Genomic DNA, 16,861 nt, shown 5'->3' with positions numbered 1-16,861 from the left:
TTTTTCACCTCATTATATTACTATATTAATCGCGATTAAAGCAATATTGGTATTAATAAAATACGCTCCGATAGCTCAGTTGGTAGAGCACCTCACTCGTAATGAGGGGGTCGTCAGTTCGAGTCTGATTCGGAGCTTTTTCTATACATAAATTAGAATAATGCCAATGTATAAAAGGAGGATAAAGTATTGGAATTTATTCAATTCGACCACGTGTCAAAAAGCTATGAAAAACAACTTGTTCTCGATGAACTAGATCTCTACATCAAAGAGAACACCTTCGTGACACTTCTCGGTCCATCAGGCTGTGGCAAGACCACTACACTTAGACTTTTAGGCGGTTTCGAACGACCTGATTCAGGTAAGATTTATCTTAATGGCAACGATATCACTGCTCTACCAGCCAACTTAAGACCAATCAATACCGTTTTCCAAAAGTATGCACTTTTCCCACACATGACAATCGAGGAAAATATCGCTTTTGGTCTCAACATTCAGAAAAAATCAAAAGATTACATTGCAGATAAAATCAAATATGCTCTGAAGCTTGTTAATCTTGACGGATTTGAGAAACGTTCCATCGACTCACTTTCGGGTGGTCAGCAGCAACGTATCGCTATCGCTCGTGCCATTGTTAACGAGCCAAAGGTTCTTCTTTTAGATGAGCCACTTGGAGCACTAGACCTTAAGCTTCGTCAGAACATGCAGTACGAGCTTATGAAAATCAAGCAGGAGCTTGGCATTACTTTCCTTTATGTAACACACGATCAAGAAGAAGCTCTTACTATGTCAGATACCATCGTTGTAATGAACCAGGGTTACATTCAGCAGATTGGTACACCAGAAGACATTTACAACGAGCCTGAGAATGCATTCGTAGCAGATTTCATCGGTGAGACTAACATCATCGAAGGAATCATGATTAAGGATGAGTTGGTTTCATTCCTTGGGGTTCAGGTTCCTTGTGTTGATAAGGGATTCGGTACTATGAAGCCTGTAGACGTTGTTATCCGTCCTGAGGACGTTGAGCTTGACGCTCCTGGCAAGGGATTTATGGACGGCGTTATTACTGATTGCTTGTTCAAGGGCGTACATTACGAGCTTGACGTTCAGTGTGGAGAATACGAGTGGCTTGTTCACACAACAAAATACTTTGAGGTTGGTCAAAAGGTATCCCTCAATGTTATTCCATTCAACATCCAAATCATGAACAAACCAGAATCAGAGGACGAGGAGGTATTAAAGGAAGATGTTTAATAAACTCAGAACAAGCTTCCTTGCTGCGCCTTATGCTCTTTGGGTATTGATTTGCACAATACTTCCACTCTTCTACATTTTAGGTTACGCAATAACAACTCAGGAAGGAAGCCTTACATTCGAAAACCTTACAGCCATCGCAGAGCCAGTTCACCTGAAATCACTTTGGCTTTCAATCAAGGTGGCATTTTTCACAACAGTGATTTGCCTTATTATCGCTTATCCTGTAGCCCTTATATTACACAACTTAAAAATTACAAATAAAAGCTTTGTAGTATTTCTATTTATCCTTCCAATGTGGATGAATTTCATGCTCCGCATCCTTGCTTGGCAGATCATCCTTTCCAACAACGGAATTTTAAATAGCATTCTTTCTACTCTCGGCTTGCCTACAATTCACATCCTTTATACTAAGGCAGCAGTTACGCTGGGTATGGTTTACGATTTCTTGCCATACATGATTTTACCTATATATAATGCACTTTCTAAAATCAACGACCAGGTAATCGAGGCTGCTTCGGATTTAGGCGCCAATTGGTGGACTACATTTACCAAAATTACAATTCCTCTCTCTAGAGACGGAATCATTTCAGGCATCATTATGGTATTTGTTCCTGCGTTATCATCATTCGTTGTTTCTAATTTATTAGGCGGCGGCAAAGTTCTTCTTATTGGTAATGTTATCGAGCAGGAATTTACCCTTGCCAGAAACTGGAATCTTGGTTCAGGTCTTTCAATCATTCTCATGATTTTCGTTTTACTTTCAATGGGAATAATGAACAGCATTGATGATTCCGAGAATGGAGGTATGCTTGTATGACAAAAGTTAAAAAGGGATTCTCCAACCTCTATCTTGGACTTGTATTTTTGTTTTTATACGCACCAATTATAGTGCTTATTGTTTTATCATTTAACAACTCAATGTCCCGTACAGTTTGGGGTGGATTTACTTTCAAATGGTACATCAACCTCACATCCAACGACGACATTATGAGCGCCCTTGGCACTACAATCAAAATCACTTTGTCATCTTCTATTTTGGCTACAATTCTTGGTACATCAGCTGCCATCGGTATCCACTATATGAAGAAAAGACATGCAGCAATTATGTTGGGAGCAACAAACATCCCACTTTTAAATGCAGATATCGTAACAGGTATTTCTCTTATGCTTCTTTTTACCAGATTCACTCCTCTTGGAGAGTTTTCGGTAGTACTTGCACATATCGCATTTTCGGTACCATATGTAATCTTTAACGTACTTCCTAGATTACAATCCTTGTCAGAGGCTTGCTTTGAAGCTGCAATGGATTTAGGTGCCACACCTTGGTATGCATTTTGCAAAGTTGTTTGGCCAGAGATTTTCCCTGGTGTTTTATCAGGATTCTTAATGGCTCTTACAATGTCCCTTGATGATTTCACTATCACATACTTCACAAAGGGCGCCGGTGTAAACACACTTTCAACAATGCTTTACACACAGCTTAGAAAAGGAATCCAGCCTGAGCTTTACGCTTTATCTACTATCCTTTTCTTGTTAGCATTTGTACTCCTTCTAGTAATAAACTTTAAGGGTTCAGACAGAAAGGAGGCAGTTGCAAAATAATGAAAAAGAAATTAATTAGCTTCCTTAGCATATTTGTGCTAGGAATCACACCAATGCTTAGCTTTACAGGCTGCGGTTCCGATTCGGATAATTCAGACACTCTCGTAGTTTTGAACTACGGTAAATATATTGAATCTGATGTTTTAAAACGTTTTCAAGAAGAAACTGGTATCAAGGTCAAATACGAAGAATACGAATCTGTTGAAGATATGTATGCCAAATACAAGGCAGGCTCAATCAATTACGACGTAATCTGCACATCTGATTACATGATTGAAACAATGCGTCTGGAGGGCGAGCTTATTCCTATCGACTACAGTTCACTTCCTAACTATGAGAATATTGATCCTTCAATTGTAGAGGCATCAGAAGCATTCGATCCTACTCACGAATACACAGTGCCTTATTTCTATGGAACTGTAGGTATTCTTTACAACACCACTATGGTGGATGAAGAAACTGTTTCTTCTTGGGATAGCTTGTGGGACCCAGAATACAAAAATCAGATTGTCATGATTAACTCACAGCGTGATGCCTTTATGGTTGCTCTTGAAAAGTTAGGCTATGACATTAACACAACTGACCAGAAAGAATTGGAGGACGCTTATAATCTCCTCTGTGATGAGAAAAAATACGTATATGCGTATCTTCAGGATGAAACTTATGAATGTATGATTTCTGAGGACGCTGCTATGGCTGTATGCTATTCCGGTGAAGCTGCCATGGGTATGGAATACAACGAGGATTTAGCCTACACCGTACCAAAGGAAGGCGGTAACCTTTGGATTGATTCATGGTTCGTCCCACGTACCTGCAAGCACTACGATGCTGCTATGAAATGGATTGATTTCATGTGTGAGGAAGAAGCTGCTACAGAGAACTTCGAATATGTTTGGTACGCTACTCCTAATACAAAGGTAGCCAGCCACGAAGACGAAGAAACTCTTGCAGATGAAACTGTCTTTCCTTCTAAAGAAACATTGGACCGATGCAAATTATACGAAGCATATGATAATGAGACTTTAGACTACACCACTACACTTTGGAAAAAACTAAAAGCATACTAGAATTACAAAGAGCCGGTTACATAACAAGAGCCAAATTGTTACGGCTACAAGCCTAATGAATTCTCCGCTCAGCTAAAATGCTTCGCTTGAGAATTATTAGAGCTTGATGCCTACAACTTGGCTCTTCTTTTATTCTATCTATTTACTTTTATACCACTTATTTACTTTTATAATCCAACGCTAGCTGACGCATCTCTCTTGCGTTTTCCATAACAGCGTCGGTGATTTGTGCACCACCAAGCATACGAGCAAGCTCCGGTATAGTTTCGTCTGCATGAAGCTTTTTGATTCCAGAAATTGTATGTCCATTCTCTACATTCTTTTCAATGAGGAAATGAGTATCAGCCATTGCAGCAATCTGAGGCAAATGAGTAATACATATTACCTGATGACCGTTTGCAACTGTAGAAAGCTTTTCTGAAACAGCCTGAGCAGTACGGCCAGAAATACCTGCATCAATCTCATCAAAAATAAGCGTATCTATTCCGCCGCCTGAAGCTAGTACAGTTTTGATGGCAAGCATAATTCTGCTCATCTCACCGCCAGAAGCAATGTCCTTTAGTGGTCTAAGTGGCTCTCCTGGGTTTGTACAAATAACAAACTGGCCTTCATCTACACCATTTTCTGTGAAATGGTCTAATCTTTTTAGCTCTACATCAAACTCTGTATTAAGGAAGTTCAAATCGCTCATAGCTTCCTGCATCTTTTTAGAAAGAACCTTTGCAGCTTTTCTTCTAATATCAGAAAGCTTATCGCTAAGCTCCTGAAGCTCCTTTGTAGCCTCTGCAACCTTTGATTTAAGCTCACTTAAATACAAATCAAAGGATTCAAATTTTTCCTTTTTAGCTTGGCGCTTTGCCAATTCCTCAAGAATCAGTTCGATAGTCTGACCATATTTATCCTTGAGGCGGTTAATCTCATTAAGTCGAATCTCCACCTCGTTAAATCTACCGGCGTCAAATGAAGCATCTGACATATAGCTAGACAATTCTCGATTGAAATCAGAGATAATACTGTCTGCATCATTAAGCATTGAGAGGAATTCTGAGGCACGCTCGTCAATACCTTCGATATGTCTCAAATCAGAAATAGCTGCGCTGATTGCATCAGACGCACCACCATCTCCTGCCATTGCCTCGTGTGCACGACCGAATGACTCCATAGTCTTGCTAAAATTTGAAAGTCGACGGTATTCATCCTCTAGCTCTTCGTCCTCACCAGGCTTTAAATTAGCAGCTTCAATTTCATTTATCTCGTGATCTAATAGAATAATCTCACGTTCCTTGGAAATATCACTTTGCTTTGCCTCATCCAGCTCCTTCAAAAGCTCTTTGTATTTTTTGTAGCTATCAGAAACCTTTTCCTTTAAATCTCCAATTTCATCCTTGGCAAACTCATCCAAGAACTCCATATGCTTGTGAGTATTAAGTAGAGATTGATGTTCCTTTTGACCGTAAATATCAAGTAGAATGTCTCCTACTTCTTTTAGCTTTGAGGCTGGAACCTGTTCGCCGTTTATTTTACCAACACTGCGAGACTCTGTGATTTTGCGGCTCATGATAACCTCATCATCATAAGGTTCCACATCAAGAGCTCTAAGAGCCTCTTTTGTTTTCTCATCATTAATCAAATAAACAGCTTCTACGAAAGCCTCTGAGTCAGAATCTCTCAAGAAATCCTTTGATGCCTTGTCTCCTAAGCTAAGGTGAAGGGCACCTAGGATTATAGATTTACCCGCTCCTGTTTCTCCCGAAAGGATATTGAGTCCTTTAGAAAAAATAATCTCTTCTTCATCAATAAGCGCTAAATTTTTTACATGCAAGCTAGCAAGCATATTATTCTCCTTTTCTACGCCTACTTGTATACGACTTTGGCTGACCTCTAATAATCAGTCCCATCAATAATCTTCTTTAATTTCCCCATAAGAAGTACTGTATCATCGATGGTTCTAACTGCACACATAATGGCATCATCACCTGCGATAGAACCAACTATTTCAGGAAAATCCATGTGATCAAGAGCTGCCGCCACAGCCATTGCCATACCTGAAACAGTTTTAATAACTAATATATTTCCAGCATTGTCCATAGACATAAATCCGTCTAGGAAAATACGAATATATTTCTCATTCATGTCGTCTTCTGTTGACTTGAATGCAACATAACGAAGCTTGCCATTTGCATCAGCAACCTTTGTAAGCTTCATCTCTCTAATATCACGAGAAACAGTAGCCTGAGTAGCATTAAATCCAGCTTCTTCTAGTTTTGCTGTAAGCTCCTCTTGGGTCCCAATCTCGTTTTTAACTATCAACTCTAATATTTTTGTTTGTCTCTCAATTTTCATCTAAATCTCCTGCATTCTCACTCTGATTCGTTCCAAGAAATTTACATTTTCAAGCATCGCCATATGAGTAGTTGTATTAGAACGATATATTTTTAAAACATCACCTTTATTTAAAGTCTGTTTAAATGTACCATCATAAATAATATTTGCATGAGGCTCATCATCCTCATGTCTAGCAGAAATGGAAACCTCTACCACATCAGATGATGGCAATATAATACTTCTGGAGTTAAGTGTATGTGGATTAATAGGAGTAAGAATTATGCAGTTAGCATGTGGGCTGACAATTGGTCCATTTGCTGACAAATTGTAAGCAGTTGAACCTGTCGGTGTAGAAACTATTAATCCATCGCAATTGTGGGAATAAAGCTGTATTCCGTTAACTTTGACTGTTGTATTAAGCACATACAAGCCAGAGGCTTCTGATGCAACAACAATATCATTTAAAGCTCTAAAATTGTTTGCTGGGTCATTTGAGCATGCACCCTCTAACATCATTCTCTCGTCAATTTTGTAATTATCATTAAGAAGCTGATCTAGGCAATGCTCCACATTTTCTACTGTCATATCACAAAGGTATCCTAGATGACCACAATTCAGACCAACAATAGGAACCTTGCGATTAGTGACGTTTTGGGCAACTCGTACTACTGTGCCATCGCCACCAACAGTGATAATGCATTCAATATTATCATCAACAGAAACAACCGCCTCTGAGCTATCAGGGCAAGTGTCCAAATCAAGAACGCACATGCCACCGTGTGCTTTGATGTAGTCCCTGATTATGTTGATGTATTTTTCATGTAAATCGCTAAATGACCTTGCTACAATTAAAAAGTTTTTCATTATTTGTCTAAGCTGCCGTGAGCCGCTGCCACAGTTGCAGCAACATCAATAGCTTCCCCCTGTTTATCTAGTGTAGAAATATGTATCAAGTATTCAATATTACCTTCTGGTCCTTTGATTGGAGAAAACTCCAAATGAAGAACATAAAAACCAATCTCTTTAACGAAATCTATGATTGTATTAATAACTTCCTCGTGAACCTTTGGATCACGAACAACGCCTTTTTTACCAACCTTTTCTCTGCCTGCTTCAAATTGTGGTTTGATGAGGCACACCATCTCGGCGTCCTCAGCCAAAAGTGCCTTAGCAGGACCAAGGACCTTTGTCAGACTGATAAATGAAACATCTACTGATGCGAAATCAAGTTTCTCTCCTATGTCCTCTGGAGTCACATAACGGATGTTAGTTTTCTCCATGCAGACAACTCGTGGATCCTGACGAAGCTTCCAGGCAAACTGACCATAACCAACATCAACAGAGAAAACCTTCACAGCGCCATTTTGAAGCATGCAATCTGTGAAACCGCCTGTAGAAGCGCCTATGTCCATACAAACCTTGCCATCAAGAGAAATATCAAAATGGGTCATAGCCTTTTCAAGCTTTAATCCGCCACGGCTAACATATTTAAGCTGCTGACCGTGAATTTCAATATCTGCATCAACATCTATTTTGGTGCCGGCTTTGTCTTCGCGATTGCCTTTTACGAAAACATTGCCTTCCATAATCATAGTTTTTGCTTTTTCTCTAGATGGGGCAAAACCTCTATCTACTAATACAATATCAAGTCTTTCTTTCATTTTTCTTCCTATAATACTTCTAAAATACGTTCAGTGATTGAATCAGCGTCCATTCTTAATTCCTTGAACAATAATGTAACACTGCCATGCTGAACAAATTCATCAGGAACAGCAATTTTGAGAACCTTGCCTTTGTAGCCCTGGTCCACAAGGTATGTCTGAACCTGCTGTCCAAAGCCACCAGTAAGAACATTTTCTTCCATGGTGACAATCAAATCATAATCATTAATAAGGCTATTTAGATAAGTCTCGTCTAATGGCTTTGCAAATCTGGCATTGCAGATACCAGCATCTATACCGTGCTGCTGTAGCTGTGCCTCAACCTCTTCGGCCTTTTTAACCATAGAACCAAGGGCTAAAAGCATAACCTTTTTACCTGGTTTGATTTCTTCTGCTTTGCCAAGCTCAATTTCTGCTCTGTGCTCCTTGAGACCGCAATATGCCTCACCTCTAGGGTATCTAATGGCAATCGGTCCATCATAAGCTACGGCAAACTTCATCATATCAGAAAGCTCCCATTTGTTCTTTGGAGCCATAACTGTCATATTTGGCATAGCTGTAAGGAAGGAAACATCAAAAATACCCTGATGTGTACTTCCATCTGCACCAACAAGTCCTGCTCTATCTATGGCAAATATCACATGAAGATTCTGCAAACAAACATCCTCAAGTATCTGATCATAAGCTCGCTGTAAAAATGATGAGTAAACAGCAAACACTGGAACTCTACCACCAAGTGCAAGTCCCGCAGCGAAAGTCACTGCGTGCTCTTCGGCGATACCTACGTCAAAGAATCTATCAGGGAACATATTTCGGAATCGTTTTAATCCTGCTCCCTCTGCCATAGCAGCTGTAATGGCAACAACCTCAGGATTTCTATCTCCCATTTTTCTCATAACAGTAGAGAAAACATCAGTGTATCCCGGATTATTGCTGCGCTGTGGTAATCCTGTCTCAATTTCAAAAATATCTGTACCGTGGAAACGTGATGGATGTCTCTCGGCTGGCTCGTAGCCATTTCCCTTTTTGGTAATAACGTGAACAATAACAGGTCCGCTAATGTTCATTGCCATTTTGAAGGTATCCACCATGGCCTTTACATTGTGACCATCAACAGGTCCCAAGTACATGATTCCCAAATCCTCAAAAACCATATTAGGAACCATTAATGATTTGATTCCGTTTTTGGTGCTGCGGATTTTACGAATGATTCTCTCTCCGTTAGGCCAAGACTCTAAGGATGAAAGAACATTATTTTTAAGTCCTAAATACTTCGAACTAGTTCTAAGTCTCTCTAAGTTAGTAGACATACCGCCTACATTTTTAGAAATAGACATTTCGTTATCATTTAAAACAATAAGGAAATTTGATTTTTTAAGTCGTGATGCATTGTTTAAGGCCTCATATGCAAGTCCACCTGTAAGAGCACCATCACCGATAACAGCAACAACTTTGTAATCCTCACCCTGCAAATCTCTAGCCATGCAATATCCTAAAGCTGCAGAAAGTGAAGTAGAACTATGTCCTGTATCAAAGCTGTCGCAGTCGCTCTCTTCACGTTTTGGGAAACCACTGATGCCACCATATTGTCTCAAATGATCGAACTCGTCTGCTCTGCCAGTGAGAATCTTGTGTGTGTAAGCCTGATGACCTACGTCCCAAACAAGCTTATCCTTTGGCAAATCAAGTAGTAAATGAAGAGCCATTGTAAGCTCAACAGTACCTAAATTAGATGCTAAATGACCACCTGTTTTAGACAAGTGATCAATTAAAAATTCTCTAATCTCAGAAGGTAGCTGCTTTAGCTCTTCATCAGTTAAATTCTTTATATCATTTGGTTGCTTTATTATCTCAAGAACCATATCTCTTCCTAGTTGTCTCTGTAAACAAGGTAATTAAGAAGCTCTACCAAAAATTCGTTTTTGTATGGAATAGAGTTTAATTCGTTAATAGCCTCGTCAGTAAGACGTTTTACCTCTTGTTTTGATTTATCTATACCAGCAAAGGTGACATATGTAACCTTGTGATTTCTTTCGTCGGAGCCAACAGGCTTGCCAAGTACTGCCTCATCGCCTTCTACATCAAGAATGTCATCCTGAATCTGGAAAGCCATGCCGATTTTAGATGCAACAGATTCAATCTGTTCGATTTCTTCCTCACTGGCACCAGCAAGTGCAGCGCCTATCATCATGGAAGCCTCAATCAATGCGCCAGTCTTAAGCTCGTAGATGAAATGAAGCATATCTTCTGTGACTTCCATCTGCTTTTTCTCAGCCTCTACATCAACTACCTGGCCGCCAATCATACCAAATACGCCAGCTTTTCTGGCAAGTATTCTTATGGCTGTGGTGATGGTAGAAGGATCAGCATTTGGGGCATCGTAAGCATCAAGTGCTGTCTCAAAAGCGTAATTCAAAAGTGCATCGCCGGTGAGAACTCCCATTGCCTCGCCATAAGCAACGTGGGTAGTTGGTTTACCACGTCTGAGCATGTCGTTGTCCATGGCAGGCAAATCATCATGCACAAGAGAATATGTATGAATCATCTCTATGGCTGCCATAAAAGGCTCTATCACCTCAGTGTTGCCACCAAACATGACATAAGTCTCGTTCATAAGAATCGGACGAAGTCGTTTACCTCCAGCGGTTACGCTGTACACCATGGCATCAAATATCATGCCCTGGAAGCCCTCAACATCCGGTAAAAATCTGCAAACAACGTCCTCTGCAGACTCTGCTCTGACAGCAAGTTCATTCTTAATATCCATCGCTACTCATCTCCTTCAAAAACATCTAAACTACCATCTTTATTGATGGCCATAACTGCCTTTTTTGTCTGGTCAATTTTGGCATTGGCATTTTTAAGCTCTTCCATTCCTACCTTGTATAAAGCAAATGAATCATCTAGTGAAATATCCCCTGACTCAAGCTTCGTGATAATTTCTTCGATTGCTTCAAAGCTCTCTTCGATTGTGTTTTCTTTGTTTTCTGCCATAACCTGCTCCTATGGTGGATTCTATTCTAAAATGTCGGTAATCTGGCTAACGAACGTGCCATCCTTCATGCGAACTGTAATATCATCACCGATTTTAATTTGTTTGATAGTATCAACAGGACTGCCTGTAGCATCTGTCATGTAACCAAATCCAGAAGCTAGCTTTTTTGCTGGTGAAAGACCATCAAGTCGTCCGGAAATAGATATCAATCTATTTTCATATCTATCAATTTTGGCCTGCATTAGATTTTTAAGTCTAATTGTAAGCTGGGCCAAACGCTCTTCGTTTGCTTTGATTTTGTTTTCTGGACGAAGTAACTGTAATCGTAAGCGCAAATTGTTAATTCGCTCAGAAACATAATCAAGCTTGTAATCGAAGGCTCTGTTAAGTTTGTCAGAATATCTATCTAATTGATTAATGAAATCATCAAAAACAAAGTTAGCATACTCTGCTGCCTGTGAAGGTGTAGCCGCTCTCCTGTCCGCCACAAAATCTGCAATGGTAAAATCCGTCTCGTGACCAACTGCAGAGATAATAGGTGTCAGTGCATTAAAAATAGCTCTTGCAACGATTTCCTCATTGAAGGCCCACAAGTCCTCGATGGAACCACCGCCTCTACCAACTATGATTACATCAAGCCCCATGGCATCAAGCTGCTGTATACCCTCAACTATGGAAGGAGCAGCTGCCTCACCCTGAACCTGAGCTGGGTAAAGGATAATCTGAACATAAGGATTCCTAGTTTTGGATACTCGAATAATGTCGTGAACAGCCGCACCTGTTGAGGCTGTAACAACACCTATTTTCATAGCGTGAGTAGGAAGAGGCTTTTTGTACATAGGGTCAAACATGCCCTTTTCCTCTAGCTCGAGCTTTAGTGCCTCGAATCTCTGGTACAAATCGCCTACACCAGCCAACTCAATTTCATTAGCGTACACCTGATAAGAACCTGTTTTGGTGTAGATTCCAACGGAGCCAGTAACAACGACTTTGTCACCGTCCTTCATTTGGAATTTCAGACCTTTGTATCTCTTGCTAGCCCACATAGCGCAAGAAATAGCGGAATTCTCGTCCTTAAGGGTAAAATAAATATGCCCAGTATGATTATATTTACAATTGGAAACCTCTCCGGTAAGGGAAAGGTTTCCAAGCATAAAATCATCCTTGAACATTCGCTCGATGTATGTATTTACTTCTGATACGCTATAAACATTTTTGTTCATTATACAAGCTTCGCAAGAGCACCGTTAACAAAACCAGCTGAGCTGTCTGTACCAAATTCGTCAGCCAAAGAAACTGCTTCATTGATGGCAACACCAACAGGAATATTCTCAAACTTGATTTCATACAAAGCTAAACGGATAAGTGTCAAATCTACCTTTGCCATACGAGTAGTTTTCCAGCCATCAACAGATTTGTTAATCATTTCGTCGATTTCCTGAAGCTTTGAAATAATGTCCTCTGACTTTGATTTGATGTAAGCTTCGTCCTCTTCTGATTTGTTATTCTTTGCAAGGTCTTCTTCCTCAGCTCCATCACGGCCTGCTAAGAATGTGCAAATCACATTATCCATTTCCTCGGTGTCATGAAATTCATTCATGAAAACTGCCTTGAAAACTTCTTTTCTAATTTCATGTCTATTCATTTATTATACTCCTAAAAAAATATGGATTTTAAAGACTAATATAGGGTGCTATTCCAAAATAGCACCCCATAATTATACATTATTTTGCATAAAAAATAAATAACGGCTGACTAGTTATTAGTAGATGTAACACTAACAGTAGCGATACGAATATCTACTGAAGTAACCTCAAGTCCTGTCATAGTCTCAACAGCCTGCTTAACTTTCTCCTGAACCTGACCAGATACCTTTGGAATCTCGTAGCCATACTTCATATTGATAGCTAATCTAATGATGATTTTGCCAGGATCATTGTCAACAACCTTTATAGCCTTTGCAAGCTTGCCTGCGCCAGCCTTTGAAATAGTCTCTGCTGTAAGATTGCCAGCTAATGAATCAACGCCATCTACCTCTACTGCACCAAGTCCAGCGATGATACCAACAACCTCCTCAGAAATATTAACTCCGTCAGAGCCTTTAACATTTATAACAAAATTCTTGTTTTCTGCCATATCTGCCTCCTAAAATCATAGAAAAACTAGAATAATTATATCAAAACGGTTTGTATCTATCAATAACCTATATTATTTACCACACCTACAGAAACATAGTTATTAAGAATTGCTGAGTAATCAGTTCCATCCTCAGCCTCCGGTGTGTAAACGCCTTCTACCATGTAGAGGGCTCCGCCATTTTCTAGCTCCTCTACTACATTATAGTGATCCTTGTAAAACATTCCCTTAGAAACAGCTCTGTCGTAGAGAATACCCTTGCAATCTCCTAGCTCGCAGTCTGGAAAATTCACGTTGTGAATGTGTCCCTCCGGAAGTGGCTCTGAAAGTAATTTCTTTAGAATTTGTTTTACGTATTTGTCAGTTACGGAATGATTGCGGCAGCCCTCTGACAAGGCAATTGCGTGATAACCTTGAAATGCTGCCTCGAAAGCTGCTCCTGCTGTGGCGGAATATTGGATATCGCTGGCCACGTTGTAGCCAAAATTGATACCTGACAAAACCACCTCAGGACGCTTAGGCATAACACTTAGAGAACCCACACGTACACAATCTCCAGGAGTCCCGCTGCAATAATAAGCATGAACCCCATCCACAGAAAAATCCTCACATGGATAAACTGAAATTGGATTGTGCAAGCTAATGCTGTGGCTGGCAGCACTTCTTTGGCTTTCAGGTGCTACCACCCAAACGTTGCCAAATTCTTTGGCTGCTCTAGCCAGTCTGATTATTCCATCTGACTCTATTCCATCATCATTTGTAATCAAAATATTCATAACACATTATCCTAACTTTTTCTTTTGCTGTCTTCCAGTTAGCTTTACGAGAATTGGATATGGAACTAAATGAGAAAATGTTGTTGCCAGCTTCATTCTAAATGAAGGTACAATAATCAATTTATTTCTATCCATGCCCTTTAAAGCCTCGGTTACACATTGCTTTGCGCTGATGCCCTTTAATGCAAAAACAACGTCGGCATTCTCATTAAACTCAGTATCAACAGGTCCTGGACACAAAGCGCTAACTCTAACCTTGCTGCCAATTTCCTTTAATTCTACGGCCACAGCACGAGTCAAACTCACCATGTAGGCCTTTGAAGCATAATAGCCTGCCATATAAGGTCCCCCAGGCAATAGTCCTGCCGATGACGCCACATTAATAATGTGTCCCTCGCCAGCCTCCTGCATATTTTGAAGCATCCCTTTAAACAAAATATGCATAGCCACATCATTTACCTTTATCATTGATACTTCTCTTTTAATGTCTGTCTCTAAAAATGAGCCTGCCAAACCAAAGCCTGCATTATTTATAAAAACATCAATATTCTCTTCTTTTAACTGCTCAATAAGGCCGAAGCATTCCTTTTTCTTGCTAAGGTCCACCTGGATAATCTCCACAGGAACAGACACCTGAGATTTCAACTCTTCTAATCTCTCCACGCGTCTGCCGCAAATGATTAATCGATATCCTCTGTTTGCCAATTGTAAAGCGAACTCCTTTCCAATACCAGAAGTTGCTCCTGTAATCAATGCTGTTTTCATATTCTCACCTTTATTTAAATTAAAGTTAGTAGGCCTTCTAAGCCCTCTTCCTTGTATATTCTCTTATAATATTCTACTTCATTTGTTATGAGTTCATCAATTATTTCCATCCCCAGCAATTCAACCGGTGCTTTGTCGTCTGTCAAAATCAAATTTCCCGGCTCATAGGATACAATGTTCTGCTGTACCTTTGACATCATGTACAGCAAATCCTCATCCTGTTCTGATTCCACACCTGCGTTTAATTTAGCTATCATGTCATCATTCATGCTGGCATAGAGAATCCTATTTGTATTTCCCTGAACATTTGAAGTCATGATGTTTGGAAAAACCTGTCCAATGGTGTCTGCAATATAATAGTTAATATTGTCAGCCTTGTCGCTTCGCATGTTGAGGTTGACCACCATCACTCCATTGTCAGTTAGATGCTCCTTTACAAGAGTAAAAAACTCCACGCTAGACATCTGAAATGGAATTGTTATGTCCTGATATGCATCCACCATAATCACGTCGTATTTTTCATCAATAACATTCAAATAAGCGCGCCCATCGTAGGTCACCACCGGAACATCCTCTGGCAATGAAAAATATTCGTGAGCCAAATCCGTGATTTTCTGGTCAATTTCCACACCAGTAACTTCTACATTATCGAAGTATCGTTTGCACTGAGTGGCATAAGTTCCGGAACCATTTCCTAAAACTAGTATTTTGGTAGGCTCCTGAGAATCGGATTTTGCTCCCATATAAACTGCAGCCATGGCATGGTCATAGTAAAATCCTGTAGGCCCCTTTTCCTTCTGATAAACAGATTGCGTACCAAATAAAACGTTGGTAGAAAGAATCACCTGATTATCATTTTCCTTTACCTGTAAATAATTGTAGATGGATTCTCCCTCATAAGTAAGGTCAGTCTGCCAAAAAGCAAAGCTATTATCGTGGCCAAGAAGACAGCAGACTATAAATAGCACAATGCTAAAATGAACCTTCTTGACCTCCATAAAATTTACTGTTGGACTAATGAAATAGACAATACAAAGCAGCAATAATATGCCTGCAAAGATCAGAAACGAAACTGCGGTACCAACAGCTGGAATACTAATAAATGTTGGAACAAAGGTACCGATTATACTTCCAATGGTGTTGCTGGCATTAAGCTTACCAACTACGCTTCCGCTGTCATCTAGGCTGTCCACGGAAAATTTCACCAAGGAAGGTGTCACTGTTCCAAGTAAAAATAACGGAAATACGAATATTACCATACAGGCAACAAAGCCTGCGATAACTAAGAAATTATTGCTGACGGTAAAAATCAATAGAGCCGAAATACCGATAATTATATATTTCCCAACAACAGGAATGGCGGCGATCCAAACTGCCGCTATAATTATCCTACTGTAGAGCTTGTCAGGGTTAGGATCCTTGTCAGCTGCTCTGCCACCATATAAATTTCCAAGTGCCATTGCAATCATAATTGTTCCGATAATTATAGTCCAAACAATCTGTGACGAACTAAAATATGGCGCTAGCAATCTGCTAGCCCCCAACTCCACTGCCATGACAGACATTCCCGCGAAAAATTCTGTCAAATAGAGATACAACTTATTTTTAAGTATCGGTCTCATATACATTATCCCCCAATGTTTTGTGCTGTAATAATATTAAACTAGTTACCTGAATTAAACAACTCAAAATGGGGCCACAAATAGCCTGCTAGCAATAATTTTAAAGAAAATATGAAATTGTAGTTTTACCAATATTGCTATGGTAAAATACATGTATGTATTTGTAATTTAATTGGGGTTTACATTTATGTAAAAGGAGGTTTTTATGAAATTTTTTGTTTGTAAAGTTTGCGGAAACTTCGTAGGCATGGTCAAAGAATCTGGCGCTCCTATGACATGCTGTGGACAAAAAATGACAGAGCTTGTCCCTGGCACATCAGACGGCGCTGTTGAGAAGCACGTACCTGTTTGCACAGTAGAAGGCAACAAGGTTACTGTTACTGTTGGTTCTGTAGAACATCCAATGGCTCCTGAGCATTTCATCGAGTGGATTGCTCTTGAGACAAAACAGGGTGCTCAGAGAAAGGTTTTAGAGCCTGGCGCAAAGCCATGTGCCGAGTTCATGTTAACCGATGATGATGAAGTAGTTGCAGCCTATGCTTATTGCAATCTCCACGGTTTATGGAAATCTTAATTAATCAAAACCACCGGCTTAGCCGGTGGTTTGTTCTAGCCCTATAAGGGCTTGTTACCGGCACTGGAGTCTAAAGAC

Annotated in this window: 18 protein-coding genes and 1 tRNA gene; 6 read left to right on the top strand and 13 right to left on the bottom strand. The window is 39.9% G+C overall.

From position 1 onward, the window contains the following. Nucleotides 1–64: 64 nt before the first annotated feature. The 5 genes from E7276_RS13195 to E7276_RS13175 all read left to right on the top strand — a co-directional run bounded on the left by E7276_RS13195 (nt 65) and on the right by E7276_RS13175 (nt 3,929). Nucleotides 65–137, top strand: a tRNA-Thr gene (locus tag E7276_RS13195). A 52-nt stretch (nt 138–189) separates the two neighbouring features. Then, a complete protein-coding gene (locus E7276_RS13190; protein ID WP_294218500.1) occupies nt 190–1,257 on the top strand; it encodes an ABC transporter ATP-binding protein in 1,068 nt (355 codons plus the stop codon). Then, nucleotides 1,250–2,077, top strand: a complete 828-nt coding sequence (locus tag E7276_RS13185; RefSeq protein ID WP_294218498.1) for an ABC transporter permease — start codon at nt 1,250–1,252, stop codon at nt 2,075–2,077. Before E7276_RS13190 ends, E7276_RS13185 begins: the two co-directional genes overlap by 8 nt. After that, complete coding sequence (locus E7276_RS13180) at nt 2,074–2,862, top strand: ABC transporter permease (RefSeq protein ID WP_294218496.1); 789 nt, start codon at nt 2,074–2,076, stop codon at nt 2,860–2,862. Before E7276_RS13185 ends, E7276_RS13180 begins: the two co-directional genes overlap by 4 nt. Continuing rightward, nucleotides 2,862–3,929: an ABC transporter substrate-binding protein gene (locus E7276_RS13175; protein ID WP_294218494.1), complete on the top strand. Its 1,068-nt coding sequence runs from the start codon at nt 2,862–2,864 to the stop codon at nt 3,927–3,929. The genes E7276_RS13180 and E7276_RS13175 overlap by 1 nt, the downstream gene beginning before the upstream one ends. 157 nt (nt 3,930–4,086) lie before the next feature. Here E7276_RS13175 and recN read toward each other — a convergent pair whose 3' ends face one another. The 13 genes from recN to E7276_RS13110 all read right to left on the bottom strand — a co-directional run bounded on the left by recN (nt 4,087) and on the right by E7276_RS13110 (nt 16,209). Further along, nucleotides 4,087–5,763 (bottom strand): DNA repair protein RecN, encoded by a 1,677-nt coding sequence (gene recN, locus E7276_RS13170; protein ID WP_294218491.1) that lies wholly within the window; start codon nt 5,761–5,763, stop codon nt 4,087–4,089. 47 nt (nt 5,764–5,810) lie between these two features. Next, nucleotides 5,811–6,272 (bottom strand): arginine repressor, encoded by a 462-nt coding sequence (gene argR, locus E7276_RS13165; protein ID WP_294218489.1) that lies wholly within the window; start codon nt 6,270–6,272, stop codon nt 5,811–5,813. Then, nucleotides 6,273–7,118 (bottom strand): NAD(+)/NADH kinase, encoded by an 846-nt coding sequence (locus E7276_RS13160; protein ID WP_294218487.1) that lies wholly within the window; start codon nt 7,116–7,118, stop codon nt 6,273–6,275. Continuing rightward, entirely contained in the window at nt 7,118–7,915 is a 798-nt protein-coding gene (locus E7276_RS13155) for a TlyA family RNA methyltransferase (protein ID WP_294218485.1), read from the bottom strand. The genes E7276_RS13160 and E7276_RS13155 overlap by 1 nt, the downstream gene beginning before the upstream one ends. A gap of 8 nt (nt 7,916–7,923) precedes the next feature. After that, on the bottom strand, nt 7,924–9,777 hold the full coding sequence (dxs, locus tag E7276_RS13150) for a 1-deoxy-D-xylulose-5-phosphate synthase (RefSeq protein ID WP_294218482.1): 1,854 nt from the start codon (nt 9,775–9,777) through the stop codon (nt 7,924–7,926). 8 nt (nt 9,778–9,785) lie between these two features. Next, nucleotides 9,786–10,682, bottom strand: coding sequence for a polyprenyl synthetase family protein (locus tag E7276_RS13145; protein ID WP_294218479.1), 897 nt, complete (start codon nt 10,680–10,682; stop codon nt 9,786–9,788). Between the two features lie 2 nt (nt 10,683–10,684). Then, nucleotides 10,685–10,909, bottom strand: a complete 225-nt coding sequence (gene xseB, locus E7276_RS13140) for an exodeoxyribonuclease VII small subunit (RefSeq protein WP_294218477.1) — start codon at nt 10,907–10,909, stop codon at nt 10,685–10,687. Nucleotides 10,910–10,930: 21 nt separating this feature from the next. Next, entirely contained in the window at nt 10,931–12,133 is a 1,203-nt protein-coding gene (gene xseA, locus E7276_RS13135) for an exodeoxyribonuclease VII large subunit (protein WP_294218474.1), read from the bottom strand. Next, complete coding sequence (gene nusB / locus E7276_RS13130; protein WP_294218473.1) at nt 12,133–12,555, bottom strand: transcription antitermination factor NusB; 423 nt, start codon at nt 12,553–12,555, stop codon at nt 12,133–12,135. The genes xseA and nusB overlap by 1 nt, the downstream gene beginning before the upstream one ends. Nucleotides 12,556–12,665: 110 nt before the next feature. Next, on the bottom strand, nt 12,666–13,046 hold the full coding sequence (locus tag E7276_RS13125) for an Asp23/Gls24 family envelope stress response protein (protein ID WP_294218471.1): 381 nt from the start codon (nt 13,044–13,046) through the stop codon (nt 12,666–12,668). A gap of 59 nt (nt 13,047–13,105) precedes the next feature. Then, the gene (gene surE / locus E7276_RS13120) at nt 13,106–13,822 is read right to left on the bottom strand and encodes a 5'/3'-nucleotidase SurE (protein WP_294218469.1); all 717 of its coding nucleotides are present in this window, start codon (nt 13,820–13,822) and stop codon (nt 13,106–13,108) included. 6 nt (nt 13,823–13,828) lie between these two features. Next, nucleotides 13,829–14,587, bottom strand: coding sequence for an SDR family NAD(P)-dependent oxidoreductase (locus tag E7276_RS13115; protein ID WP_294218466.1), 759 nt, complete (start codon nt 14,585–14,587; stop codon nt 13,829–13,831). A 14-nt stretch (nt 14,588–14,601) separates the two neighbouring features. Then, nucleotides 14,602–16,209, bottom strand: coding sequence for a spermidine synthase (locus E7276_RS13110; protein ID WP_330599012.1), 1,608 nt, complete (start codon nt 16,207–16,209; stop codon nt 14,602–14,604). Nucleotides 16,210–16,414: 205 nt separating this feature from the next. Here E7276_RS13110 and E7276_RS13105 point away from each other — a divergent pair, with 205 nt between their 5' ends. Further along, the gene (locus tag E7276_RS13105; RefSeq protein WP_294218463.1) at nt 16,415–16,783 is read left to right on the top strand and encodes a desulfoferrodoxin family protein; all 369 of its coding nucleotides are present in this window, start codon (nt 16,415–16,417) and stop codon (nt 16,781–16,783) included. The last annotated feature ends 78 nt before the right edge of the window (nt 16,784–16,861 follow it).

It is taken from the genome of Pseudobutyrivibrio sp., from assembly GCF_015057185.1.
GTDB lineage: Bacteria > Bacillota > Clostridia > Lachnospirales > Lachnospiraceae > Pseudobutyrivibrio.
Note: the sequence above shows the minus strand (reverse complement) of the source record. Positions and strands in the feature narration are given on the sequence as shown.